Origin of the sequence: Pseudoxanthomonas kaohsiungensis (assembly GCF_010211765.1) — a bacterium.
GTDB lineage: Bacteria > Pseudomonadota > Gammaproteobacteria > Xanthomonadales > Xanthomonadaceae > Pseudoxanthomonas > Pseudoxanthomonas kaohsiungensis.
In genome coordinates this window covers 40048-63712 of sequence record NZ_PDWO01000013.1, presented here as the reverse complement: position 1 = coordinate 63712, position 23665 = coordinate 40048, and the positions used below count along the sequence as shown (strand labels likewise).

The 23665-nt window shown below is 70.9% G+C and carries 24 protein-coding genes and 1 tRNA gene; 13 read left to right on the top strand and 12 right to left on the bottom strand.

Annotated features, from left to right (window positions below; translation table 11 throughout):
- The first annotated feature begins 9 nt into the window (after positions 1-9).
- The 4 genes from CSC66_RS13370 to CSC66_RS13355 all read left to right on the top strand — a co-directional run bounded on the left by CSC66_RS13370 (position 10) and on the right by CSC66_RS13355 (position 4240).
- On the top strand, positions 10-576 hold the full coding sequence (locus tag CSC66_RS13370; RefSeq protein WP_162377899.1) for a nitrate reductase cytochrome c-type subunit: 567 nt from the start codon (positions 10-12) through the stop codon (positions 574-576).
- Positions 577-579: 3 nt separating this feature from the next.
- Positions 580-1179, top strand: coding sequence for a NapC/NirT family cytochrome c (locus CSC66_RS13365; protein WP_162377898.1), 600 nt, complete (start codon positions 580-582; stop codon positions 1177-1179).
- A gap of 95 nt (positions 1180-1274) precedes the next feature.
- Positions 1275-2789, top strand: coding sequence for a DcaP family trimeric outer membrane transporter (locus CSC66_RS13360; protein ID WP_162377897.1), 1515 nt, complete (start codon positions 1275-1277; stop codon positions 2787-2789).
- Between the two features lie 62 nt (positions 2790-2851).
- Positions 2852-4240 (top strand): metal-dependent hydrolase family protein, encoded by a 1389-nt coding sequence (locus CSC66_RS13355; protein WP_162377896.1) that lies wholly within the window; start codon positions 2852-2854, stop codon positions 4238-4240.
- 56 nt (positions 4241-4296) lie between these two features.
- On the opposite strand, the gene CSC66_RS13350 is transcribed toward CSC66_RS13355, so the two are convergent.
- Positions 4297-4373, bottom strand: a tRNA-Met gene (locus CSC66_RS13350).
- Between the two features lie 111 nt (positions 4374-4484).
- Here CSC66_RS13350 and CSC66_RS13345 point away from each other — a divergent pair.
- The 3 genes from CSC66_RS13345 to bfr all read left to right on the top strand — a co-directional run bounded on the left by CSC66_RS13345 (position 4485) and on the right by bfr (position 5959).
- Positions 4485-5084 carry an RNA pyrophosphohydrolase gene (locus CSC66_RS13345; RefSeq protein ID WP_162377895.1) on the top strand — a complete coding sequence of 200 codons (600 nt, stop codon included), beginning with the start codon at positions 4485-4487 and terminating at the stop codon, positions 5082-5084.
- 100 nt (positions 5085-5184) lie between these two features.
- The gene (locus tag CSC66_RS13340) at positions 5185-5382 is read left to right on the top strand and encodes a (2Fe-2S)-binding protein (RefSeq protein WP_162377894.1); all 198 of its coding nucleotides are present in this window, start codon (positions 5185-5187) and stop codon (positions 5380-5382) included.
- Positions 5383-5488: 106 nt separating this feature from the next.
- Positions 5489-5959: a bacterioferritin gene (gene bfr, locus CSC66_RS13335; protein ID WP_162377893.1), complete on the top strand. Its 471-nt coding sequence runs from the start codon at positions 5489-5491 to the stop codon at positions 5957-5959.
- On the opposite strand, the gene CSC66_RS13330 is transcribed toward bfr, so the two are convergent.
- From CSC66_RS13330 to CSC66_RS13320, 3 genes are all read right to left on the bottom strand, one after another.
- Positions 5932-8556, bottom strand: coding sequence for a hybrid sensor histidine kinase/response regulator (locus CSC66_RS13330; RefSeq protein ID WP_379655828.1), 2625 nt, complete (start codon positions 8554-8556; stop codon positions 5932-5934). The genes bfr and CSC66_RS13330 overlap by 28 nt on opposite strands.
- On the bottom strand, positions 8556-10415 hold the full coding sequence (locus CSC66_RS13325; protein ID WP_162377892.1) for an EAL domain-containing protein: 1860 nt from the start codon (positions 10413-10415) through the stop codon (positions 8556-8558). The genes CSC66_RS13330 and CSC66_RS13325 overlap by 1 nt, the downstream gene beginning before the upstream one ends.
- 73 nt (positions 10416-10488) lie before the next feature.
- Entirely contained in the window at positions 10489-11079 is a 591-nt protein-coding gene (locus CSC66_RS13320; RefSeq protein WP_162377891.1) for a DUF4126 domain-containing protein, read from the bottom strand.
- 123 nt (positions 11080-11202) lie between these two features.
- Here CSC66_RS13320 and CSC66_RS13315 point away from each other — a divergent pair, with 123 nt between their 5' ends.
- The 5 genes from CSC66_RS13315 to CSC66_RS13295 are packed head-to-tail and all read left to right on the top strand — an operon-like array spanning position 11203 to position 14652.
- On the top strand, positions 11203-11934 hold the full coding sequence (locus tag CSC66_RS13315) for a DUF6776 family protein (RefSeq protein ID WP_162377890.1): 732 nt from the start codon (positions 11203-11205) through the stop codon (positions 11932-11934).
- Between the two features lie 2 nt (positions 11935-11936).
- Positions 11937-12374 carry a bactofilin family protein gene (locus tag CSC66_RS13310; RefSeq protein ID WP_162377943.1) on the top strand — a complete coding sequence of 146 codons (438 nt, stop codon included), beginning with the start codon at positions 11937-11939 and terminating at the stop codon, positions 12372-12374.
- 40 nt (positions 12375-12414) lie between these two features.
- Entirely contained in the window at positions 12415-12774 is a 360-nt protein-coding gene (erpA, locus tag CSC66_RS13305) for an iron-sulfur cluster insertion protein ErpA (RefSeq protein ID WP_162377889.1), read from the top strand.
- Positions 12775-12779: 5 nt separating this feature from the next.
- Complete coding sequence (gene nudC, locus CSC66_RS13300; RefSeq protein ID WP_162377888.1) at positions 12780-13709, top strand: NAD(+) diphosphatase; 930 nt, start codon at positions 12780-12782, stop codon at positions 13707-13709.
- A 52-nt stretch (positions 13710-13761) separates the two neighbouring features.
- Positions 13762-14652, top strand: a complete 891-nt coding sequence (locus tag CSC66_RS13295) for a hypothetical protein (protein WP_162377887.1) — start codon at positions 13762-13764, stop codon at positions 14650-14652.
- Between the two features lie 140 nt (positions 14653-14792).
- On the opposite strand, the gene CSC66_RS13290 is transcribed toward CSC66_RS13295, so the two are convergent.
- The 3 genes from CSC66_RS13290 to CSC66_RS13280 form a co-directional block, all read right to left on the bottom strand.
- Positions 14793-15206 carry a DUF2752 domain-containing protein gene (locus CSC66_RS13290; protein WP_162377886.1) on the bottom strand — a complete coding sequence of 138 codons (414 nt, stop codon included), beginning with the start codon at positions 15204-15206 and terminating at the stop codon, positions 14793-14795.
- Between the two features lie 6 nt (positions 15207-15212).
- Positions 15213-15554 (bottom strand): CD225/dispanin family protein, encoded by a 342-nt coding sequence (locus tag CSC66_RS13285; protein WP_162377885.1) that lies wholly within the window; start codon positions 15552-15554, stop codon positions 15213-15215.
- 184 nt (positions 15555-15738) lie between these two features.
- Positions 15739-17649 (bottom strand): MFS transporter, encoded by a 1911-nt coding sequence (locus CSC66_RS13280; protein ID WP_162377884.1) that lies wholly within the window; start codon positions 17647-17649, stop codon positions 15739-15741.
- 171 nt (positions 17650-17820) lie between these two features.
- On the opposite strand from CSC66_RS13280, the gene ygiD reads away from it, so the two are divergent.
- On the top strand, positions 17821-18699 hold the full coding sequence (gene ygiD / locus CSC66_RS13275) for a 4,5-DOPA-extradiol-dioxygenase (RefSeq protein ID WP_238394396.1): 879 nt from the start codon (positions 17821-17823) through the stop codon (positions 18697-18699).
- A 25-nt stretch (positions 18700-18724) separates the two neighbouring features.
- Here ygiD and purD read toward each other — a convergent pair whose 3' ends face one another.
- From purD to CSC66_RS13250, 5 genes are all read right to left on the bottom strand, one after another.
- Positions 18725-20014, bottom strand: a complete 1290-nt coding sequence (gene purD, locus CSC66_RS13270) for a phosphoribosylamine--glycine ligase (protein ID WP_162377883.1) — start codon at positions 20012-20014, stop codon at positions 18725-18727.
- An 88-nt stretch (positions 20015-20102) separates the two neighbouring features.
- Complete coding sequence (locus tag CSC66_RS13265; RefSeq protein WP_162377882.1) at positions 20103-20609, bottom strand: GNAT family N-acetyltransferase; 507 nt, start codon at positions 20607-20609, stop codon at positions 20103-20105.
- 179 nt (positions 20610-20788) lie between these two features.
- Positions 20789-22372 (bottom strand): bifunctional phosphoribosylaminoimidazolecarboxamide formyltransferase/IMP cyclohydrolase, encoded by a 1584-nt coding sequence (gene purH, locus CSC66_RS13260; RefSeq protein ID WP_162377881.1) that lies wholly within the window; start codon positions 22370-22372, stop codon positions 20789-20791.
- A 134-nt stretch (positions 22373-22506) separates the two neighbouring features.
- Positions 22507-22782 carry a DNA-binding transcriptional regulator Fis gene (gene fis, locus CSC66_RS13255; protein ID WP_162377880.1) on the bottom strand — a complete coding sequence of 92 codons (276 nt, stop codon included), beginning with the start codon at positions 22780-22782 and terminating at the stop codon, positions 22507-22509.
- 96 nt (positions 22783-22878) lie between these two features.
- Complete coding sequence (locus CSC66_RS13250; protein ID WP_238394395.1) at positions 22879-23652, bottom strand: DUF3426 domain-containing protein; 774 nt, start codon at positions 23650-23652, stop codon at positions 22879-22881.
- Positions 23653-23665 lie beyond the last annotated feature (13 nt).

Sequence of the window (23665 nt, the reverse complement as noted above, 5' to 3'; positions counted from 1 at the left end):
AGGCATGCCATGCGCAACAAACCCCTGATCGTCGCGGTCGCCCTGGTCGCCCTGCTGTCGGTGCTGGCATTCGCCGCCGGCTGGATGTTCGGCGGCCTCAAGCGCCCGGCACCGGTGCAGGCATCGGCCGCCACCTCCACGCCGGTGGACGCGCGGGCCATCTTCATCCCCGGCGGCAGCGAGATCGATGCGCTGCGCCGCGGCGTCCCGGTCAACCAGGAAGGCCATCCGCCACCGATGGCGCGGGTGCAGAACACCGACATCCGCCGGGTGCGCAACTACCCGATGCAGCCGCCGACCATCCCGCACACCATCGATGGCTACCAGGTCGACAAGAACAGCAACCGCTGCATGCTGTGCCACGCGCGCGCCAATGCCGCGACCTTCCAGGCGCCACCGGTCAGCGTGACCCACTACATGGACCGCGACGACCAGTTCCTGGCGACGGTGTCGCCCAGGCGCTACTTCTGCAGCCAGTGCCACGTCGTCCAGACCGACGCGCCGACCCTGGTGGCCAACGGCTTCAAGGACATCGATACCGTCCTGGCCGCCGAGCCGCCGCCGGGAGGGCAGTGAGCCATGTGGGCATGGACCAAGCGGCACGCCCTGGGGTTCTGGCGGACCTTGCGTTCGCCCAGCCGCTACTACAGCCTGGGCTTCCTGACCGTGGCCGGCTTCGTCGCCGGGGTGATGTTCTGGGGCGGCTTCAACACCGCGCTGGAGGCCACCAACACCGAGGAGTTCTGCACCAGCTGCCACGAGATGCGCGACAACGTCTTCCAGGAGCTGAAGGGCACGATCCACTACACCAATCGTTCCGGCGTGCGCGCCACCTGCCCGGACTGCCACGTGCCGCACAACTGGACCGACAAGATCGCGCGCAAGATGCAGGCGTCCAAGGAGGTCTGGGGCAAGATCTTCGGCACCATCAATACGCGCGAGAAGTTCCTCGACGAGCGCCTGGTGCTGGCCACGCACGAATGGTCGCGGCTCAAGGCCAACGATTCGCTGGAGTGCCGCAACTGCCATGACTTCGATTCGATGGACCTGACCCGGCAGAGCCCGCGCGCCGCGCGGATCCACCGGCTGTGGCTGGGCACCGGTGAGCGCACCTGCATCGATTGCCACAAGGGCATCGCCCACCAGCTGCCCAACATGGCTGGCGTGCCGCAAGGATAGGGCCGGAGCGTACACGCCCGTGCCACGTGGTGGCTTGGCGCCGTGGAAGGCGCGGCGAAGGCCGCGTGCGTCCGCGGCCAGCAGGGAGGTGGAGCATGCGCAAGGCTCGGGTTGCGGCAGGGGTGGCCTGGCTGCTGGCGTTCTCGTTCGCACTGCCCGCGCAGGCGCAGAAGACCGACGACGAGCGCGACGCGGAGATCGAGCGGCTGCGGCAGACGGTCGACCGGCTGGTGCGGAGGATCGAAGTGCTTGAAGCCGAGCGCCCGGTACCGGCCGCTTCGACACCCGCGTCCGCGGTTCCGGGGTCATCGCAGGCGATGCCGCCATCCGCAGGCGCGGGCGTGGCGGTGACGGCCGCGATGCCACCGGCAGCGGAACCACCGCCGCGGCCGCAGGCGATGGCAGCTGCCGCGCCCACCCATGCTCCGCCGGAACCGGTGCCGATGCCGGTTCCGGAGCAATCGCTGTTGCCCGCCCATCCCTCCTTCAGCGAGGACGAGCTGGCGACCTCGCGGGTGGACAACGAACTGGCCCCTGGCGATGACGGGCAGGAGGGATTCTTCCCCGTGCGCGGCACTTCGACGTGGTTGCGCCTGAGCGGATACGCCAAACTGGACGCCATGGTCGACACCGATGATGCCGGCGACAGCGACCAGTTCATCACCTCGACCATCCCGGCGGGCGCGCAGAGCGGCGACCACAGCTTCAACATGCACGCGCGCCAGACCCGCTTCACGGTGGAGGCGCGCCGGCAGACCGACTACGGCTGGCTGCGCTTCGTGCTGCAGAACGACTTCTACGGATCCGGCGGCTCGTATGGCTACAACCTGCGCCACGCCTGGGGCCAGCTGGGCAATACCTATGTCGGCTACGGGTTCTCGGCGTTCCTCGACCTGGACTCAGGGCCCGACACGCTCGATTTCGCCGGCCCGGGCGCGGTCCCGTTCGCGCGCCTGGCCAGCGTCCGCCAGTACGTGCCGCTGTCCAACGGCAACCAGCTGGTGTTCGCGCTGGAACATGCGCCACCGGAGATCACGGCCGCCGCGGGCGGGGCGCGGACGACCGCGCCCAACGTGGTCTTCGCCGCTCGCCACGAAGGAGCGAGTGGGCACATGCAGGTGGGTGCGGTGGTGCGCCAGCTTGCATGGCGCGACGACGCGGCCAGCGACGAGGCCCTGGCCGGCGGATTGACCGTCAGCGGCGCCTGGGGCGCGGAGGCGGGCAACTACATCACCTGGGGCGCGGTCGGTGGCCGCGGGATCGCCACCTATGTCGGCGACCTGGGCGGCATCGGGCTGGACGCGGTGGTGGACGACGGTTCGCTTGCGCTGCTCGACGAATGGGGCGGCTGGATCGGGTACGGCCATCCATGGAACGCGCACTGGCGCTCGACCCTGGCCTGGGGCCGGCTGTACCTGGACCGGAGCGATGCGCTGGCGCCGGACGCGTTCCGCCGCAGCGACTACGCCGCGGCCAACCTGATCTATGCGCCGCTGCCCAGCTGGAGCTGGGGCCTGGAGCTGGTCTACGGCAAGCTCCAGCAGCAGGACGGAACGGATGGCGACGCGTTCCGGCTGCAGACGTCGCTCAAGTATGACTTCATCAAGTAGGCGGCCTCTGCGGGCATGGAGATGTGACATGATCGCCTTGCCCTCCTTGTCGCGGAGATGTCATGGAATACCGTTCGCGCCCGCTGGTCGTCGCATTGGTTTTCCTCGTCGCCGGCCTGGCGGCAGGCAGTGTCCGTGCGCATGACCATTCCCTCGCCACCGCGGCGCAGGCGGCTGGCACCCCGGCGGCGCAAGCGCCCGGATCGGTGCTGTTCCGCAACGTGCGGGTCTTCGACGGTAGGACTGGGCGGGTATCCGCACCCGGCGACGTGCTGGTGCGCGGCAACAGGATCGAACGCATCGGTGCCGCACTCGCGTCCGAGCCGGCGAGCCGGGTGATCGACGGCGGCGGCCGGGTGCTCATGCCCGGCCTGATCGATGCGCACTGGCACAGCATGATGGCTGCCCCTTCGCTGGGTGCGATCCTCAACGGCGACCAGCGCTACCTGACCGCGATCGCCGCCGCCGAATCCACCCGCACCCTGATGCGCGGCTTCACCAGCGTGCGCGACGTCGGCGGCAATTCCTTCGGCCTGAAGCAGGCGGTGGACGAGGGCGTGCTGCCCGGCCCGCGCATCTATGCGTCGGGGGCGATGATCAGCGTGACCAGCGGCCACGGCGACTTCCGCCAGGCCAGCGACCTGCCGCGCACGATGGGCGTCCCGGGCTCGACCGACCTGGAAGGCGACACCGCCATCGCCGACAGCCCCGACGAGGTGCGCATGCGCGTGCGCGAGCAGCTGATGCGCGGTGCCGCGCAGATCAAGCTGACCGCCGGCGGCGGCGTGTCCTCGCCGCACAGCCCGCTCGACGCGATCACCTTCACCCCGGCGGAACTGCGCGCGGCGGTGGAGGCGGCCGGCAACTGGGGGACCTACGTCACCCTGCACGCCTACACGGCCGCGGCCGTGCGCGAAGCGGTCGAGGCGGGCGTTAAGGTCATCGAGCACGGCAGCCTGATGGACGACGCCACTGCCCGGTTGATGGCGCAACGCGGGATATGGCTGAGCATCCAGCCGTTCCCGGTCGAGCTGGGCAACGCCTTTCCGCCGGGTTCGGAGGAGCGGGCCAAGTTCGAGGAGGTATTCACCGGCAACAACCACGCCTACGAGCTGGCGAGGAAGCACAAGCTCAAGACCGCGTGGGGCACCGACGTGCTGTTCTCCGCGGCGCTGGCCACGCAACAGGGGGCGATCCTGGCCAGCCTCACCCGCTGGTACACCCCCGCCGAGGCCCTGGTCATGGCCACCGGCACCAACGGCGAGCTGCTGCAGCTGAGCGGCAAGCGCAATCCCTACCCGGGCACCATCGGTGTGGTCGAGGAAGGCGCGCTGGCCGACCTGTTGCTGGTCGACGGCGACCCGACCGCGGACATCTCGCTGGTCGCCCGGCCCGAGCAGAGCTTCAAGGTGATCATGAAGGACGGCGTGGTCTACAAGGACACGCTCTAGGCCGCGGCCGGGCAACAAAAAACCCCGCGCTGGCGGGGTTTTCCGTGGTTTCCGCATGGTGGCTATGGGTGGACTCGAACCACCGACCCCAGCATTATGAGTGCTGTGCTCTAACCGGCTGAGCTACATAGCCTCGCGGAGAACCGCGAATTCTTCACCTTCGCCGGCCGGCTGTCAATCCGGCGCTTGTCGGCCCGTCGGCCCCGTGGCACAGTCCAAGCCAGTCGAATTGGGAGTCCGCATCGTGATCGATCCGGACGGATACAGGCCGAACGTCGGCATCGTGCTAATGCGCCCGGACGGGCAGGTGTTCTGGGCGCGCCGCGTGCGCCGGGACGGCTGGCAGTTCCCGCAGGGGGGCATGCGCAGCGACGAGACCCCGACCGAGGCCATGTACCGGGAGCTGCAGGAGGAGACCGGGCTGTTGCCCGAGCACGTCGAACTGCTCGGCGCCACGCCGGGCTGGCTGCGCTATCGCCTGCCGGGCCGGGCGATCCGCCGCGGCGGGGACGGGCCGTTGTGCATCGGCCAGAAGCAGGTCTGGTTCCTGCTGCGCCTGGTCGGCGAGGAATCCCAGGTCCGGCTCGACGCGACCGATACGCCGGAGTTCGACCACTGGCGCTGGGTCGACTTCTGGTACCCGGTCGAGCACGTGGTGACCTTCAAGCGCGGCGTCTATGCCCGCGCCCTGCGCCACCTGGCGCCGCTCGCCGAGGGTGTGGGCGCCTCGCTCCGGCAGATGCCGGCCGCCGCCCAGCAGGCGTGGCTGCCGGGCAGCAGCGCCGGCCATGACCGTCCGCGGCGCAGGCCGAACGGTTCGCGGGGACGGCGTTCATCGGGCTGAATGGCGGCTGGGGAGACGGGCAGCGATGCGACCCCCTCTTAATTGACAACCATTCTCATTCTTGCTGGAATGACACCATCGCTCCAGCCGGTTCCCGCCCGTGTACGTCTGCCTCTGCAACGGAGTCACCGATCGCCAGATCCGCGAAGCCGTGGACAACGGTTGCGGCAGCATCGGCGAGTTGACCATGCGCACCGGCTGCGGCGCCAACTGCGGTTCGTGCCTGGATATGGCCGCCGACATGATCGCGCAGATGCAGGCCGAGCTGCCGTTGCCGGTACTGGCCTGCGCCGCCTGAGGGCAGCCCCGGCGATCGCGCCGGAATGAACACGATTCGCGTTACTTCGCCGCCGCCCGCGGCGCGATACAGTGCGCGCGGTTTCCGGCAGCAGGAGCGCAGCCCGATGAAAGGCGACGCCAAGGTCATCGAATACCTCAACAAGGCGCTCTACAACGAGCTCACCGCGATCAACCAGTACTTCCTGCACGCCAAGATGCTGAAGAACTGGGGCCTGAAGGAGTTGGCCGAGCACGAGTACAAGGAATCGATCGAGGAGATGAAGCACGCCGACTGGCTGTCGGAGCGGATCCTGTTCCTCGAAGGCCTGCCCAACTTCCAGGCGCTGGGCAAGCTGCGCATCGGCGAGACGCCGCGCGAGCTGCTCGAGTGCGACCTCGCCCTGGAAATGGAGGCGCTGCCGTTGCTGCGCGAGGCCATCGCACACGCCGATTCGATCGGGGACTACGTCAGCCGGCAGCTGTTCGTGAAGATCCTCGATTCCGAGGAGGAGCACGTGGACTGGCTGGAAACCCAGCTCGACCTGATCGGCCGGATCGGCGAACCGAACTACCTGCTCAGCAAGCTCGAGGACTGAGCGGGCGAGCCGGCGGTCGACAGCCAGCCCTGCAGGGCCACGCGCGCGCGCGCGAACTCGGCGATCAGCAGGGCCACGGCCACGGCCGGCCGCTCCAGCGCATGCGCGCGCGCGCCCAGTTCGATGCGCTTGGCCGCGGCCGACAGGGCCAGCGCGCCGACATTGGCGCTCGATGACTTCAGCGCATGCGCGGCCTCGCGCATGACCTCCAGGTCCGGCATCGCCGAGGCCTGTTCCATCAGCCGGATCAGGCGCGGCGCATCCTCGAGGAACAGGTTGACGATCGAAAGCGCCTCGTCGCCAGCGATCTCGCGCAGTTCGTCGAGCATCTCCGGCTCCAGCACCGGCGGCGGCGGCGCCTGTACGGTGGGCGCATCTTCCTCGGCCCGCGGCTCGGACGGGCCCGCGGACGCTTCGGGTGGCGGGCTGCCAGGCGGCGGAACGAAGATCGGCATGTCCGGCGCCATCGCCACTGCCGGAGGCTGGGCGGGAGCAGGTGCCGGCGCGGGGACGGGCGCCGGGACCGCTTGCGTCTCGGCCGGGCGGGCGAGCGCAGCGGGAGCTGCCGTCGCGACGGGCGCCGCCGGGGTCGCTGCCGGCGCCACCACCGGCCGGGATACTCCGGACGGCGGAGCGTCGGTGGCCGCAGGTGCCGCGGCGCTGGCCGCCGGCGCAAGTGCCGCCTTGGCAGCCGTGCGCGACGGTGCGGTGCGAAGCCAGCGGCGCAGGACGCCGTCGAGCTGGTCGCGCGCCACCGGCTTGGAAAGGTAATCGTCCATGCCGGCGTCGAGGCAGCGCTGGCGGTCGCCGGCCATGGCATTGGCGGTCATCGCCACGATCGGCAGGCGTTTTCCGGGGGCTTGGCCGGCTTCGTGTTCGCGCCAGCGCCGGGTCGCCGAATAGCCGTCGAGCACGGGCATCTGGCAATCCATCAGCACCAGGTCGTAGCTGCCGCTGGCCATGTGCGACAACGCCACCTCGCCGTTGGGCGCGGTATCGCACTCGTATCCCAGGACCGACAGCAGCTTCTGCGCGACCAGCAGGTTGACCGGGTTGTCCTCGACCAGCAGCAGGCGCGGCGGCGGACCGGCATGGACCGGTTCGGCAGCTGCGACCTCGACCGGTTCCGGCGCCGGGGCCGGCTCGCTGGCCGCTGGCGGCGGCGCCGCCCGCCCGGCCGGTTCGAGCAGGGCGCCGCGCAGGTCCACGTCGGGCGCCAGCCGCGGCAGCAGGTCGGTGCCGGCGCGCAGTTCCTCGGGGATCTCCTCGTCGCCGTACAGCCACAGCAGGCGCACGCCGGCATAGGCCGGCGTGCGCAGCAGGGCGCGGTGGAGGGCGCGGGCGCTGTGGCGCAGGCCGTCGTAGTCGGCGACCACCGCCACGAAGCCGGCCGATTGCCCCGGTGCCGTCTGCTGGCGCAGCCGCTCCAGCGCCTCCTGGGTGGTCTCGACGATGCTGACGGTCATGCCCCAGTTGGGCAGCAGCAGGGCGATGCGCTGGCGCAGGCGCAGGTTCGGGGTGATCGCGAGCACGCGGCGCGCGTCCTGCGAGGTCTGCCGTATCTGCACGTCGCCGATCACCTTCAGCAGCGGGATCTCGAACCAGAAGGTCGAGCCTTGGCCCGGCTCGGACTGCACGCCGATGCGGCCGCCCATCAGGTCGACGATGCGCTTGCAGATCGCCAGGCCCAGGCCGGTGCCGCCGTACAGGCGGGTGGTCGACGCGTCGGCCTGGGTGAAGGCGCGGAACAGCCGTTGCTGCTGCGCCTGGCCGATGCCGATGCCGGTGTCGCGCACCTCGAAGCGAAGCATGTGCTGGGCCGCGGTCTCGCCCAGCCGGCGCACGCCGAGCTGGATGCCGCCGCGCTCGGTGAACTTGACCGCGTTGCCGATCAGGTTGGTCAGCACCTGGCGCAGCCGCACCGGGTCGCCGCGCACCGGCAGGCGCACGTTGGGGTCGATCTGCAGGTCCAGGCGCAGGCCCTTGCCCTCGGCCTGGCGTTGCATCAGCTGCATCACCGCTTCCAGCAGCTCGCGCAGGTTGAAGCTGGTGATCTCCAGCTCCAGCCGGTTCGCCTCGAGCTTGGAATAGTCGAGGATGTCGTCGACGATGCGCAGCAGCTGCTGCGAGGACTCGTGCGCGGTGCGCAGCATCTCGCGCTGGTCCGGGGCCAGGCTGCCGCGCGCGATCAGGTCCAGCATCGGGATGATGCCGTTGAGCGGCGTGCGGATCTCGTGGCTCATGGTGGCCAGGAACTCGCCCTTGGCCATCGCCGCGGACTCGGCCGCACGCTTGGCCTGCAGCAGCTGCTGCTCGAGCTGGTCGTGGCGGTTGACGTCGCGCTGCAGCAGGTTGCACTCGTCCTCGGCGGCGGTCGCGCGCGCGCTGGCCTCGTTGAGGTCGCGCGCCAGCGCGGCATTGGAGAACAGCGCGAACATCGCCGACACCATGGTCAGCAACGCCAGTCCGGCCGACACCAGTCCCCAGGACGTGCCGCCGTTGCCGCTCAGTCCCAGGCCCATGGCCAGCAGCGTGCAGGCCCCGGACATGGCGGTGACCACGGGCCAGAATCGGCGCTGCGCCGGCATCGCCGCCATCACAGCACCGCGTTCTGGAAATCGAAGTCCAGTTCGCTGCCCACCGAGCTGACCAGGTTGCCCTGGATGTAGTCGATGCCGCCCATCCACATCGCCGCGGCGGCCTGCGGATCCTCGATCTGCTGCCCGATCACCTGCAGGCCCAGGCGATGGGCCTGGTCGATGACGCCGCGCAACTGGTCGCGCAGGGTGGCGTCGGCATGGGCGCCGGCGAAGCGGGCGGCCATGCGCACGTAGCCCAGCGGCAACTGGTTGAGCAGGGCGTCGGCCTCGGTCCCGGGCTCGAACTGGCTCAGGCAGAACTGCACCCCGGCTGCCATCAGCCGGCGGCAGAATTCGCCCAGGGTCACGCTGTGGATCAGCGCGTCGCCCAGGCGCAGGTCGATCACCACCGAGGTGCCGTCGATCCCGCGCTGCGCGATCGTCTGCAGCAGCCAGTCGGCGAAGGCTTCGCGGGCCAGCGTCCTCGGCGACTGCGAGACGAACAGGCGCAACGGCCGGCCTTCGGCGCCGCGCTGCGCGATCATGTCCAGCGCGTGCTCCATCACCTGCTGGTCGAGGTCGGCGATGCGGCCGCTGGCCTCCGCGGCCGGCACGACCTGGCCGGCGGACAGCAGGGTGCCATCGGGCCGGCGCAGGCGCAGCAGCACCTGGTACTGGGCCTGTTCGTTGCCGGCCACGGCCACGATCGGCTGGTAGGCCAGCTCCAGCTGGCCTTCGAGCAGGGCCAGGCGCTCCTGCGCCTCGGTGTCGCTGGGCGGCACGTAGGCGGCCACGCCTTCGCTGTGCAGGCGCGCCTGCAGCGCGCTGCGCTCGGTCGCCTCCAGCGCCGAGCCGGCGTCCTCGAATCCGAGGGAAAGCGCGGTATAGCCGACCGCGCTGCGCAGCTGCACCTGTTCGTCCTCGCGTACGGCGAAGCCATGTTCGGCCAGGCCTGCGCGCAGGCGTTGCGCATGGGATTCGAGCGCCGATTCGTCCAGCCCGCGGGCCAGGGCGAGGAAACTGTTGTCGTTGAGGCGGGCCAGGGGCGCGCTCGCGTCGATCCGCGCCAGGCACATGCCGGCCTGGGCCATGAGGCGCTCGAAGGCCGCATAGCCGTAGCGCTCGCGCAACCCCAGGGCGCTGGCGATCTCGATGAAGAACAGGCCGCCGCTGGCACCTGCGCGCAAGGCTTCGTCGACCTGCTGCAGCAACCAGCCGCGCGTGGCCAGTCCGGTTTCCGGGTGGCTGCGCAGCACCGCGCTGGCCTGCGGCGACGGCTGGCGCTGCTGCGCCCGCGAGCGCTGGATGCGGTTGGATACCGCGGCGATGAGGTGGCGCGGCCGGATCGGCTTGGTCAGGAAATCATCGGCCCCGCTCTCGAGCACTTCGAACTGGCGTTCCGGATCCGGGTCGCCGGTCAGGAACACGATCGGCAGCAGCTGGAACTCCGGCTGCTGCCGGATCAGGGTGGTCAGGCGCATGCCGTCCAGGCCGGGCATGTGCAGGTCCATCAGGATGAGGTCGGGGTCGAAGCGGCCGATCGCATCGATCACGCCGTCCGGCTGCATCTGCACCTCGGCCTTCATGCCGGCGCCGTGCAGCACGCTCTGCGCGAACAGGGCCTGGGTGCGGTCGTCCTCGACGATGAGGATGCGGAAGGGCGATTCGGCGTTGCTGTCGCGCGGCGCCTCGCCGCCCGTGGAAGCGGCTGCAGCCGGTGCCGGGGGAGTCGGGTCGGCGGCGGGCGTTGCCGCGGCCGGCATCGTGGCCGCGTCCCCGGTCCAGCGCCGCCAGTAGTGCGGGGGCGGCGCTTCCGCGCGCATGCGCTGGCGCGCGGCCGCATCCTCCGGCAACGAAGCGGGTTCTCTCACGGCCATCAGTCTTCCCCCTGCTGGGACCGCATTATGTGACCAACTGCGCGGGTGAGGACAAGTGCGCGGGGCATGCGCTTCAGGCCGGTGGCGAGGCGAACAGGCGCCGCACGCCGCGGCTGAGGGTGCGCCAGACCCACCACACCAGCAACGCGCCCAAGAGGCTGGCGCCGACCACCAGCAACAGCGCGATCCACGGATGGGCGATGGCCAGGGCCAGGCCGCCGACCACCACCGTGTCCTCGGCGGCCGATGCGACCCAGTTGCTGGCCGGCTCGGGCGAGGTGTTCAGCAACGCGCGCGTGCCGGACTTCAGGCCATGGCTGACCAGGGCCACGCCGGCGCCCGCCGCCAGCGCGCCCGCCCCCAGCTGGCCGTCGGGCGAGAGCGTGGCCGCGGCCAGGAAGGCGCCGGCGGGTACCCGGGCCAGGGTCTGCAGCAGGTCCCAGACCGAATCCACGCCCGGGATCTTGTCGGCGAAGAACTCGGCCAGGGCCAGCGCGCCGGAGGTGCCCAACACCCACCAGGACTGGGTCGGCGCCAGCGCCGGCGGCAGGTCGACCCAGCCCATCAGGCCGGCCAGGCCGACGCCGAACACCGTCAGGTAGGCGCGGATGCCCGCCATCCAGGCCAGCAGGATCCCGATCACGTAGATGTGGGCATCGGTCATGGGCACTCCTCCCGGGTCCGCCGCGGTCGCGGGGTGGGGTCAGGAAACACGGGCTACACTAGCCGGCCCGGTCGATCCGCAGTATAGGCAGAATCGGTCCGACGCCGGCCTGCCCAGTCCCCCATGACAGAACCCGTTCCCCGCTTCCGCGTGGTTCCGCGCCATCCCGGATTCCCGGCCCGCGGCTGGATCATCGCCATCGCCATCGCCTGGCTGTTGTCGCTGGCGGGCGCCTGGGCATTGGCGACCTGGTTCGCCGCCCCGGGCCTGGGCGACACCCGCGGCCAGTTGCGCACGGCCGAGCGCACCGCCGCCCAGCAGCAGCGCCAGCTGGAGGAACTGAGCCAGCGCATGGTCACCCTGTCGCGTTCGGACCAGATCAGCCGCGCGGCCAACACCGAGCTGCAGTCGTCCCTGGCCGAGCGCGACGAGGAGATCGCCGCGTTGCGGGCCGACGTGGCCTTCTACGAGCGGCTGGTCGGCGCCACCGCCCAGCGCAAGGGCCTGAACGTGCACTCGATCGAGTTCGCGCCCACCGAGGCCGGCAGCTGGAACTACCGCGCGGTGCTGACCCAGAACCTGAACCGCGGCGCGATCAGCCAGGGCCAGCTGCGCTTCTCGATCGAGGGCGTGCGCGCCGGCAAGCTGGCCACCCTGGACTGGGGCGACCTCAACCAGCGCGACGACGCGCCCGGCCAGGACTATTCGTTCCGGTATTTCCAGGAACTGACCGGCAACGTGATGCTGCCCAAGGATTTCACCCCGCAGCATGTGCGAGTCTCGCTGCGAGGCGGCGCGGGGGGCACCGAGCAGACTTTCGACTGGAAACTCGCGGGTAGCGGGGGAGCGAGATGAACATGTTCAAGAACAAGTCCACCCAGCGCGACGGCTTCGCCATCGACACCCTGATCGGGCCGGAAGTGGTCATCCGGGGCGACCTGGAGTTCAGCGGCGGCCTGTACGTGGAGGGCCGGATCCTGGGCAAGGTGGTCGCGGCCGAGGGCAAGCCGGCCAGCCTGCTGCTGGCCGAGCAGGGCACGGTCGAGGGCGAGATCCGCGCCCCGGTGGTGATCATCAACGGCACCCTGGTGGGCGACGTCCATGCCGGCGAGCGGATCGAACTGGCGCAGAAGGCGCGGGTCGAGGGCAACGTGCACTACTCGGTGGTGGAGATGAGCGCCGGCGCCCAGCTCACCGGGCGGCTGGTCCATGTCCAGTCGCAGGAGGCGCGCGCGCTGCAGGCGCAGGACACCGGCGCCACGCCGATCACCGCGGCCAAGGCCGCCAAGGCGTGAAAGACTTGATCGGGGCGCCCGCCGCCCCCATCTTGGCGCCATGGAAATCCTGCCCAGCTACCAGCAACTCGAGCAGCCGCTGCGTTTCAGCCTGGCCGCCGCCTCCAAGGTCCGCGAGCTGATCGCCGAGGAAGGCAACGGCGACCTCAAGCTGCGCGTCTACATCCAGGGCGGCGGCTGCTCCGGCTTCCAGTACGGGTTCGAGTTCGACGAGAACCAGGCCGAGGACGACATGGCCGTCAACACCGACGGCGTGACCCTGCTGGTCGACCCGCTGAGCCTGCAGTACCTGATGGGCGCCGAGGTGGATTACAGCGAGGGCCTGAGCGGCGCCCAGTTCGTGATCCGCAACCCGAACGCGAAGACCACCTGCGGCTGCGGCAGCAGTTTCAGCGTCTGAGCCGCATGGGCGACGCGGTGCCATTCCCGCAGCGCCTGGATGGATTTGCTTTCGCGGGCTCCCCCGCGTTCGATCGCGCCGATGCGCTGCGCGCCGATGCCGCGGCCCTGCGCGGCCTGTGGCCCGATGCGCGGCTGCTGGTGCTCGATGGCGAAGGCCGTGCCGCCGCCGATGCCGAGGGCAGGGTGCTCGACCTGGGCGGCGCGCGGCTTGGCGGCGGGCCGGGGGCCTCGACTTTCCTCGGCCTGTCCGCGGGACAGGCCTGGTTCGCGCTGGAGGCGGCCACCCTGTCGGGCGTGGACGTGCCGCGCTGGATCGACCTGCGCAGCGCCGCGGCGCAGTGGCCCGCCGACCTGGCCAGCCTCTTCGCCTATGCGCGCGGGATGCTGTACTGGCATGCGCGCAACCGCTATTGCGGGGTATGCGGAGGCAGCGTGGCCTTCGATCGCGCAGGCTTCCTCGGCCACTGCGCCAAGTGCGGCAACGACCACTACCCGCGGGTCGACCCGGCGGTGATCGTCGCGGTGAGCGATGGCGAGCGCCTGCTCCTGGGCCGCCAGCCCGGGTGGCCGCCACGGCGCTGGTCGGTCGTGGCCGGCTTCGTCGAACCCGGCGAGGCACCCGAGCAGACCGTGGTCCGCGAAGTCCATGAAGAGACCGCCGTGCGGGTGCGCGCCTGCCGCTACCTCGGGGCCCAGCCGTGGCCATTTCCCGGTGCGCTGATGCTCGGGTTCGAGGCACTGGCCGAAGCGGACGAGCCACGGGTCGACGGCGAGCTGGAGGATGCGCGCTGGTTCACCCGCGAGGAGATCGGCGAGGCGCTGTCGCGCGACGGATCGGAACCCGAGGGCCTGCTGCTGTCGCCGCCGATCTCGATCGCGCGGTCCCTCATCCGCCATTGGCATGCGAACGGGGCGATGCTCACGCGCGCTTAGCTTCCGCGATACCGGCCTGCGGCTAGAATCGGCGCAGGGAGGGTCCACACCGATGTTCACTACGCTGGTCGCCGTCATCGCTGCGCTGGTGCTGGGGCATGTCGCACCGGCGCTGGCCCGGTCGCTGCGCGAACACCCCTGGTACGCCCGGTGGCTGCTGTGGCTCGGGTCGCACCCTGATGACGGTGGCCTCTGGTACGGCCGGCATGGGATCTGGCTGGCGTTGCTGCCACTGGTGCTGCTGGTGGGCGCCGTGCAGCTTGCCCTGTCCGGTTGGCTCATGGGACTTCCGGCCCTGCTGTTCGGCGTGGTCGTGCTGGTCTGCACCTGGGGTCCGCGCGACCTGGACATCGACGTCGAGTCGGTGCTCGATGCCTCCGATCCGCAGGCACGTGCCGAGCGCCTTGCACGGTTGGCACCGGAACCGGGCGTCGCGGTCGTCGAAGGCCCGGCGTTGCCGGGCGTGGTGATGCGCAGTGCGCTGCGCCGCTGGTTCGCGCCGCTGTTCTGGTTCCTGCTGCTCGGCCCGGCCGGCGCGGTGCTGTACCGCCTGGTCGAGCGTGCGGTGGTCGTCGATGGACCGGTGCTCCCGGCGGAGAACGCGGCCGGTGCACGCGTCCTGTTGCAATGGCTGGAGTGGCCGGTGGCGCACCTGATGACGCTGGCCCTGGCGCTGGCCGGCAATTTCGACCTGGTGTTCCGCGCCTGGCGCGCGGCCGGCGGCGACCGCTGGCAGCCGGCGAGCGGTTTCCTCGAGGCCAGCGGCCGCGCCGCGGTGCGCGGCGAGCTGGCGGAGGAGATCGAGGATTACCGCAGCGAAGGACTGGTGCCGGTGATGGGCGAGCTGGTCGAGCTGCGCGATGCGATGAGCCTGGTCTGGCGCATGCTGCTGCTGTGGCTGGCCCTGCTGGCGCTGCTGGTCATCGCCGGCTGGGTGAGCTGATTGCGCTCATGCCGATCGAGCCGGGTCCGGTCCGGCTATCCACGCATTGATGGAAAGGTGGTGCGTGCGGGCAGCGGGGCGAGCCCCGCTCTACGTGGTACGGATCGAGCGTGCCGCCGCAGCGCGTGCGATGCCGCGCCTCAGCCCGGTGCCAGCAGGGTGAACGGAAGCCACGGCAGGTTGCGCGCCACCCAGTAGCCCGGCAGCACCCACAGCCACAGCTTCGGCTCCATCGCCACATCCATCAGCGGGCGCAGCACGCGCGGTTGCCAGCCCTGCGACCAGGCGACCATCAGCGCCATCAGTGGCAGCATCAGCACGCCGAGTGGGTTCATGGCCATGGCGCCGGCGAGGTCGCCGTGCACCAGCGCGTGCAGCGCGCGGGTCAGCCCGCAGCCGATGCAGTACAGGCCGGTGAAGGCATGGAACATGCACGGCGGGAAGGGACTTCCCGCCGCGTTGGGGTCGAACGTCCGCAACAGCCAGACGCCGGCACCGGCCGCGACCGCGGCCGATGCCACGCCTGCAATGCGCAGCGTGCGCGAGACTGCCATGGACCGTTACTGCATCGACTCGATCTGCTCGAGCATCTGCTGGTACTCGGCCATGCCACCGGTCGAGAAGAAGTAGATGTTCATCAGCAGGCCGATGATGGCCAGCGCGGTGGCGACCCAGCACCAGGTCTTGGCGTTGGCCGAGGCGCGGCGCGCGCCGTCGAGGTCGCCCGCGCGCAGCAGGCCGTTGACCTTGGCCGAGAACACGATGGCGACGATGCCGACCAGGCCCAGCGGGCAGCACAGGCAGGTCGCCAACACCGTGGACACGATCGCCCAGGCCAGGTGGTTCGGGATCGGCTCGTGGACCGGCGCGGCGTTCGGAGTGGGCGGCGGGACGTAACTCATGGCAGTGCCTCCTGGCGGTTTCGGGTGATGGAATCGGGCGCTACGGCGGTGCGTCCGCGCCGCCGCGTGGTGCGACGGGCGGGTAATCCATGGCGCCGGGCCCCCCGGTCGCCGCTCCGCGTCCCCTGGCGCGTCCTGGCAAGCCTAACCGACCGGCTGCCGGCGGCAAAGGCGGGCGCGCCGTTCAGGCGGCATCGCCGCGCAGTTCGCGCACGCGCGCTTCGATCTCCTGGGCCGACGGTTGTCCGTCCAGAGGTACGCCGGCGACCACTTCCACCTGCGCGCGGAAGCGGCGCGGCACGCGCATGCGGCCCAGCCGGCCGTCGCGCCGGCTCCACATGCTCGACCACATGCCGCGCAGGGCCATCGGCACGACCGGCACCGGCCGGCCGGCCTGGGCGGCGCGCTCGAGGATCTTCTCCACGCCGGACTTGAACGGGGCGATGGCGCCGTCCTTGGTCAATGCGCCTTCGGGGAAGATGCACACCAGTTCGCCTTCGGCCAGGGTCGCGTCGATCTCGTCGAACGCGCGCTGCATCAATGCCGGGTCTTCGCGCGCGCCGGCGATCGGGATGGCCCTGGCGGTGCGGAAGATCCAGCGCATCACCGGGATGTTGAAGATCCGGTAGTACATGACGAACCGCACCGGCCGCGGGATGCTCGCCGCCAGGATCAGCGCATCCATGTAGCTGACGTGGTTGCACACGATCAGCGCGGCGCCCTCGTCGGGTACGTTGTCCTCGATGCCGCGGGGCCGCATGCGGTACAGCGCGCGCACCATCAGCCAGCTGAGGAACCGCATCAGGAACTCGGGCACCAGGGCGAAGATCCAGCCCGCGACCACGAGGTTGGCGATGGCCAGGGCGAGCAGCACCTGCGGAATCGTCCATTCCAGCACCTGCTGCAGGGCGATGCCGACCAGCGCGGCGGACACGATGAACAGCGAGTTCTGGATGTTCACCGCGGCGAACACCCGCGACATCTCCGATGCGGGGGTCCGGCTCTGGATCAGCGCGAACAGCGGCACGACGAAGAGGCCGGCGAACAGGCCGATGCCCATCAGGTCGACCACGATGCGCAGGCTCCCCGGTTGCGCGAGGAAGCCGGCCAGGTCGAGCCCGGCCACCGGTGCCGCGCCGGAGCGGGCGAAGTACAGGTCGAGCAGGAACGCGCTCATCCCGAACGCGCCCAGCGGTACCAGTCCGATCTCGACCGTGCGCGCCGACAGCTTCTCGCACAGCAGCGAACCGGCGCCGGTGCCGATCGAGAACAGGGCCAGCGCACCGATGTACAGCGCCGCCGAGCCGGATGCGCCGCCCAGGTTCACTTCCGCGTAGGCCGGCAGCTGCGAGGTCAGCAGCGTGCCGAAGAACCAGAACCAGGACACGCCGAGGATCGCGTTGCGCACCGCCGGCTGGCGCCGGGCCATGCGCAGCACCGCCAGCGATTCGGGCAGCGGGTTCCAGTGCACCTTCAAGCCGGGGGCGCCGGCATCCACGCGCGGGATCCGCCGCGCGACCAGGTTGCCGGTGACCGCCAGCAGCACGATCGCGGTGGCGGCCACCGCCGGGCCCTGCGCGCCGGCCAGCTGGAAGATCAGGCCGCCGAAGATCATGCCGAACAGGATCGAGATCGACGTGCCCATCTCGACCAGGCCGTTGCCGCCGGTCAGCTCCTCGGGCTTGAGGATCGCGGGCAGCACCGAGTACTTGACCGGGCCGAACAGGGTCGACTGCACGCCGGTGCAGAACAGCGCCACCAGCAGGACCGGCATGTTCTGCAGCAGGAAGCCGGCCGCGGCCAGCGACATGATCGCGATCTCCATGGCCGTGGTGATCACGATCAGGCGTTGCTTCTCCAGCTTCTCGGCGACCTGGCCGGCGATGGCCGAGAACAGGAAGTAGGGCAGGATGAAGATCGCCGGCGCCAGCATCGCGTACAGCGAACGCTGTTCGGTGGTCACCCCGAGGAAGAACAGCAGGCCGATGATCGCCTGGCGGTAGACGTTGTCGTTGAAGGCGCCCAGCGCCTGCACGATGAAATAGGGCAGGAAACGGCGCTGGGTCAGCAGCGCGAACTGGCTGTGGCCGGACATGCAGGTCTCCGCGGGGCTGCGCGGAGCCTAGCAGACCGCAATGGCCGCGGTGCGTCGGCGGCGGGGCACCGGCCGCGCGCGGCCGGACTGGCACGGTGCGTTGCGCCGCGCATGCGCCCCGCGGCCGCGCGTTTGGCTAGAGTGGTGGCCCCCATGCGTCGCGAGGTTCCCATGAGTATCCCGACCACGGCCGCAGCGCGGCCGATGCCGGCCGCGTTCCTCGGCCACGGCAGCCCGATGAACGCGCTGGAGCGCAACCGCTTCACCGAGGCCTGGCGCGCCTTCGGCGCGGCGGTGCCGCGGCCGCGCGCGATCCTGGCCGTGTCGGCGCACTGGTACGTCAACGCGACGGCGGTGACGGCGATGGCGCGGCCGCGCACCATCCACGACTTCTACGGCTTCCCGCAGGCGCTGTTCGACGTGCAGTACCCGGCGCCGGGCCTGCCGGACCTGGTGGACGAGGTCGCCGATGCGGTCAGTCCCGACCATGTCGGCGCCGACGTCGACGGCTGGGGCATCGACCATGGCACCTGGTCGGTCCTGGTGCATGCCTTCCCCGAGGCCGACATCCCCGTGGTGCAGCTGTCGATCGACGCGCGCAAGCCGCCGGAGTGGCACCTGGCGCTTGGCGCGAAGCTGGCCGCGCTGCGCGAGCATGGGGTCCTGGTGGTCGGCAGCGGCAACGTCGTGCACAACCTGCGCGCGATCGACTGGCAGCAGCCCGACGGCGCGTTCGACTGGGCCCGCCGCTTCGACGAGCATGCGCGCCAGCTGATGCTCGAGCGGCCGCACGACGTGCCCTCGCTGGGCTCGCACCCGGACTTCCGCCTGGCGGTGCCCACGCCGGACCATTTCCTGCCGTTGCTGTACGTGGCGGGGCTGTCCGCGGCGGCCGGGCGGGCCGCCGAGGTGCTGGTCGACGGGTACGCGTACGGCTCGCTGTCGATGACCGCCTACACGCTCGACGCGCGCTGCCCGGAAACCGCTGCCGATGCCCCCGGCGCAGCGCCGCTGGCCACGGGCCTGCCTCCCGAGGACGCCAACGTCTGAATGCCTGCGTGGCGGGCGCCGCGGCTCAGCCGCGCTCGCGCCCGATCGCGCGCCAGCCGATGTCGTTGCGGTGGAATTCGTTGGCCCAGTGGATGGCGTCGACGCCGGCGTAGGCGCGCCGCTGCGCGTCGCCCACCGAGTCGCCCAGCGCGGCCACGCACAGCACCCGGCCACCGGCGCTGACCACGTTGCCGGACGCATCCAGCGCGGTGCCGGCATGGAAAACCTTGGCCCCCGCCGGAACGGCGTTCAGCCCGTTGATCACGTCGCCGGTGACTGGCGTTTCCGGATAGGGCCGCGCCGCCATCACCACGCCCAGCGAGGGGCGCGGGTCCCATTGCGCCCGGGCTTCGTGCAGGCGGCCATCGATCGCCGCCTCCACCAGTTCGACCAGGTCCGACTGCAGGCGCAGCATCACCGGCTGGGTCTCCGGATCGCCGAAGCGCACGTTGAACTCGATCACCTTCGGCGCCCCGGAGGCGTCGATCATGAGGCCCGCGTAAAGGAAGCCGGTGAACGGGACGCCGTCGGCGATCATGCCCTGGACGGTCGGCTCGACCACCTCGCGCATCACCCGCGCGTGCACCGCGGGCGTGACCACCGGCGCGGGCGAGTAGGCGCCCATGCCGCCGGTGTTGGGGCCGGTGTCGCCGTCACCGACACGCTTGTGGTCCTGGCTGGTGGCCATCGGCAGCGCGGTGCGGCCGTCGACCATGGAGATGAAGCTGGCTTCCTCGCCCTCCAGGAACTCCTCGATCACCACGCGGGCGCCGGCGTCGCCGAAGGCGTTGCCGGAGAGCATGTCGCGCACCGCGTCCTCGGCTTCCTCCAGGGTCATGGCCACGATCACGCCCTTGCCGGCGGCCAGGCCGTCGGCCTTGACCACGATCGGCGCGCCCTTGGAGCGGATGTAGGCAAGCGCGGCGTCGACATCGGTGTGCACCGCGTAGAACGCGGTCGGGATGCGGTGGCGGGCGAGGAAATCCTTGGCGAAGGCCTTGCTGCCTTCCAGCTGCGCGGCCGCCGCGGTGGGCCCGAAGATGCGCAGGCCGGCGGCGCGGAAGCGGTCGACCACGCCGGCCACCAGCGGCACCTCCGGGCCGACCACGGTCAGGCTGACACCTTCGTCCCGGGCGAGCGCCAGCAGTCCCTCGATGTCGGTGACCTTGACCGCCACGTTGCGGCAGCGCGCCTCGGTGGCGGTGCCCGCGTTGCCCGGGGCGACGATCACTTCGGTCACCCGCGGCGACTGGGCGAGCTTCCACGCCAGCGCGTGCTCGCGGCCACCGGATCCGATCACGAGGACTTTGGACATGCGGGCGGGCTCGATGGCTGGGGAGGGAGCGCGATTCTACCGTGCCCGCCCGTGCCGCCCAGCCGCCGCGGCGAGGCCGTCGATCGTTTCAGTCGTACTCGTGGTGGCCGAACGCCGCGTGCAGCACCACCTCGCCGGCCGAACCGGCGTCGGTGAACCGCAGCGCCTGGAAGGCGCCGTCCGGTGCGGCGGGCAGGGTCAGCAACGGGTCGGGCCGGAAACCGAAGCGCGCGTAGTACGCCGGATCGCCCAGCACGACGCAGCCATTGGCCTCGCGCTCCTCGAGGATGCGCAGGCCGGCGCGCACCAGCGCGGCGCCGATGCCATGGCCCTGGTCGGCGGGGTCGACCGCGATCGGGCCGAGCACGTACCAGCGATCGCCATCGCGCGAGGGCCGCGCCGGCGAGAAGGCGACATGGCCGGCGATGCGGCCGTCGATGTCGGCCACCAGCGACACGGCCAGCGCGTGGTCGGCGCGCAGCGTGTCGACGGTACGGCTTTCCAGCTTGCCTTCGCCCGGATAGGCGGCGAACGCCTTGCGCACGAGGTCGTGGATCGCATCGACGTCGTCGGGGCCTTCCTCGCGGATCCACATGGCGCCGCCTCCCTGGATGGACAGGCAGCCAGCCTAGCCGGTCCGGCGTCAAGGCGCGTTATGCGCCCGGCGGACGGGCACGCCATGTGCGCGCAGTCGCTGGCCGCGCGCCGGGCCGGCGCTGCCGCCGCAGCGCGCCGAAGATGAACCCGCGTCGCGACCGTGCCGCGTTCGCCGCCTCAGTGGCGGAAGTGGCGCACGCCGGTAAACACCATGGCGATGCCGTGCTCGTCGGCCGCGGCGACCACCTCGGCGTCGCGCATCGAGCCGCCCGGCTGGATCACCGCCTTGATCCCGGCCGCGGCCGCGGCATCGATGCCGTCGCGGAACGGGAAGAACGCATCGGACGCCATCACCGAGCCCTCCACCACCAGGTCGGCGTCGGCCGCCTTGATCCCGGCGATGCGCGCCGAATACACGCGGCTCATCTGGCCGGCGCCCACGCCAATGGTGCGCAGGTCCTTCGCATAGACGATCGCGTTGGACTTGACGAACTTGGCCACCCGCCAGGCGAACAGCAGGTCGCCCAGTTGCGCGTCGGTCGGTGCGAGCTTCGTCACCACCTTCAGTTCGCCGGCGCTCATGCCGCGGTTGTCCGAGGACTGCAGCAGCAGCCCGGAGCCGACGCGCTTGGAGTCGTAGTTGTTCAGGCCGGCGCCGTGGGGGATGCGCAGCACGCGCACGTTGGCCTTCTTCTTCGCGTAGTCCAGCGCGCCTTCCTCGTAGTCCGGCGCGATCAGCACCTCGACGAACTGGCGGTCCAGGATCGCCTTGGCGGTGGCCGCGTCGAGCGTGCGGTTGAACGCCAGGATGCCGCCGAACGCCGAGGTCGGGTCGGTGGCGTAGGCCAGCTCGTAGGCCTGGCCCACGTCGGCGGCCACGGCCACGCCGCACGGGTTGGCGTGCTTGACGATCACGCAGGCCGGCACGTCGAACTGGCGCACGCATTCCCAGGCCGCGTCGCTGTCGGCCAGGTTGTTGTAGCTCAGTTCCTTGCCCTGCAGCTGGGTGAAGGTGGCCAGCGTGCCGGGCACCGGGTACAGGTCGCGGTAGAAGGCGCCGGACTGGTGCGGGTTCTCGCCGTAGCGCAGGTCCATGACCTTGACGAAGGTGGAGTTCATCTGCGCCGGATACTCGGCGCGCACCGGTACCTGTACGGCGGTGTCGGTCACCGCCGACAGGTAGTTGCTGATCGCCGCGTCGTACTGGGCGACGCGGTTGAACGCGGCCACCGACATCGCGAAGCGGGTCGCCGCCGACAGCGCGCCGTTGTTGCCCTGCAGTTCGGCCAGCAGCGTCGCGTACTGGTCCGGCGAGGTGGCCACCGCCACGCGGGCGAAGTTCTTGGCCGCCGAGCGCAGCATCGCCGGGCCGCCGATGTCGATGTTCTCCACCGCATCGGCCAGCGTGCAGTCGGCCCTGGCGGTCACCGATTCGAACGGGTACAGGTTCAGCACCAGCAGGTCGATCGCGCCGATGCCGTGCTGGGCCATCACCGCATCGTCCACGCCGGCGCGCCCGAGCAGGCCGCCGTGCACCAGCGGGTGCAGGGTCTTGACCCGCCCGTCCATCATTTCCGGGAAGCCGGTGACGTCGGCCACGTCCTTCACCGCCAGGCCGGCTTCGCGCAGCGCGCGGGCGGTGCCGCCGGTGGAGAGCAGTTCGACGCCAAGCGCGGCCAGGGCGCGGGCCAGTTCAAGCAGGCCGGTCTTGTCGGAAACGGACAGCAATGCCCGGCGGACGGGCAGGAAATCGGCGGTCATGGGGAAGGGGGCAGCGGAACGGGGCCGGTATTGTACCGGGCCGGATCGCTCCGCTCCGCTGGACATGGCTACCGTTGGGGCCGGGGTCGCCTGGCCGGAATCGCCGGCAGGGGCCCAGCCCGGCAAGCCGGGCTCTACGCCAGGCCGTAGTCCTTCAGCTTCTTGCGCAGCGTGGCGCGATGGATCCCCAGCAGCGCCGCGGCGCGGCTCTGGTTGCCTTCGCAGTGGTTGAGCACTTCCACGAACAGCGGGATCTCCATCTCGCGCAGCACGATTTCGTACACGTCGTTCGCGTCGACGCCATCCAGGTCGCGCAGGTAGCGGCGGACCGACTGGGCCACGTGCTCGCGCAACGGCGGACGGGAAGCGGTGCGGCCGGTATCGGCGCGGGCGGAGGCGTTCTGCTGCACGGGGGTTCCGGGAAAGTGCTGGCCGCGTCGAAGCGGGCAGGGGAGTCTAGCGCGGGATTCCCGCCGCTGCCATTGGCCGGATGCGCTTGCGCGCGTTCAGCGGAACTCGAACGAGAAGGCGACCGTGCCCGGCGACGGTTCCTGCACCAGAAAGGTGACTTGCGCACTTTGTCCAGGCGACAGCAACGTCCCCGGCTCGGCGCCGAGGTAGTCGCCGGGCGCGAACACCCGGCTGCCGAGCACGCGCCCGTCCGCATCCGACAGGGCCAGCTGCAACGCCGGCCAGGCTTGCGGCCAGCGCGCATCGTTGCGGAACGTCGCGTCCACGCGCAGCGCTCCGGGACGCCCGGCTTCGGGCCGCACTTTGCGGTCGAGCATGGTGAACGCGGTCGGCTCGTGCCAGGCCGGCAACTCGCAGCCCAGCGCGTCGCAGAGCGTTCCGACAAGCGGACGCCAGCGCGGGTCGGCGGCAAGGTTGGCGCGGTCGGCCAGCAAGACCTGCAAGGCCAGCAGCAGCGCGAGCAGGGCGACCAGCGGCCACTGCCAGCGTTCCCAGCCCCGGCGGTGCAGTCGTCCTGCGAAACCGGTGCCGGCTGCAGGCGCGGGCGCCGCCGGGTTGGCCTGCGCTTCGGTCGCGATCGATGCCTCGCCGGGCACCGCATCGGCGTCCCGGCCGGATCCGGGCATCGGCGCATCGACGGGCGCGGCGCTGTCCTGCGCCTGTCCGTCCAGTGGCCCCTCGCTGGTGCCAGGTGTCGTGTCGATGTCCTCCTGCAACGGCCGGCCGCAGCGCGGACATTGCGCAGGCAGCGGCCGCGACTGCGGGTGGTAGGCGACCAGGAACTGGCAGTGCGGGCAGGGGAAGAACATGCGGCTATTCAAG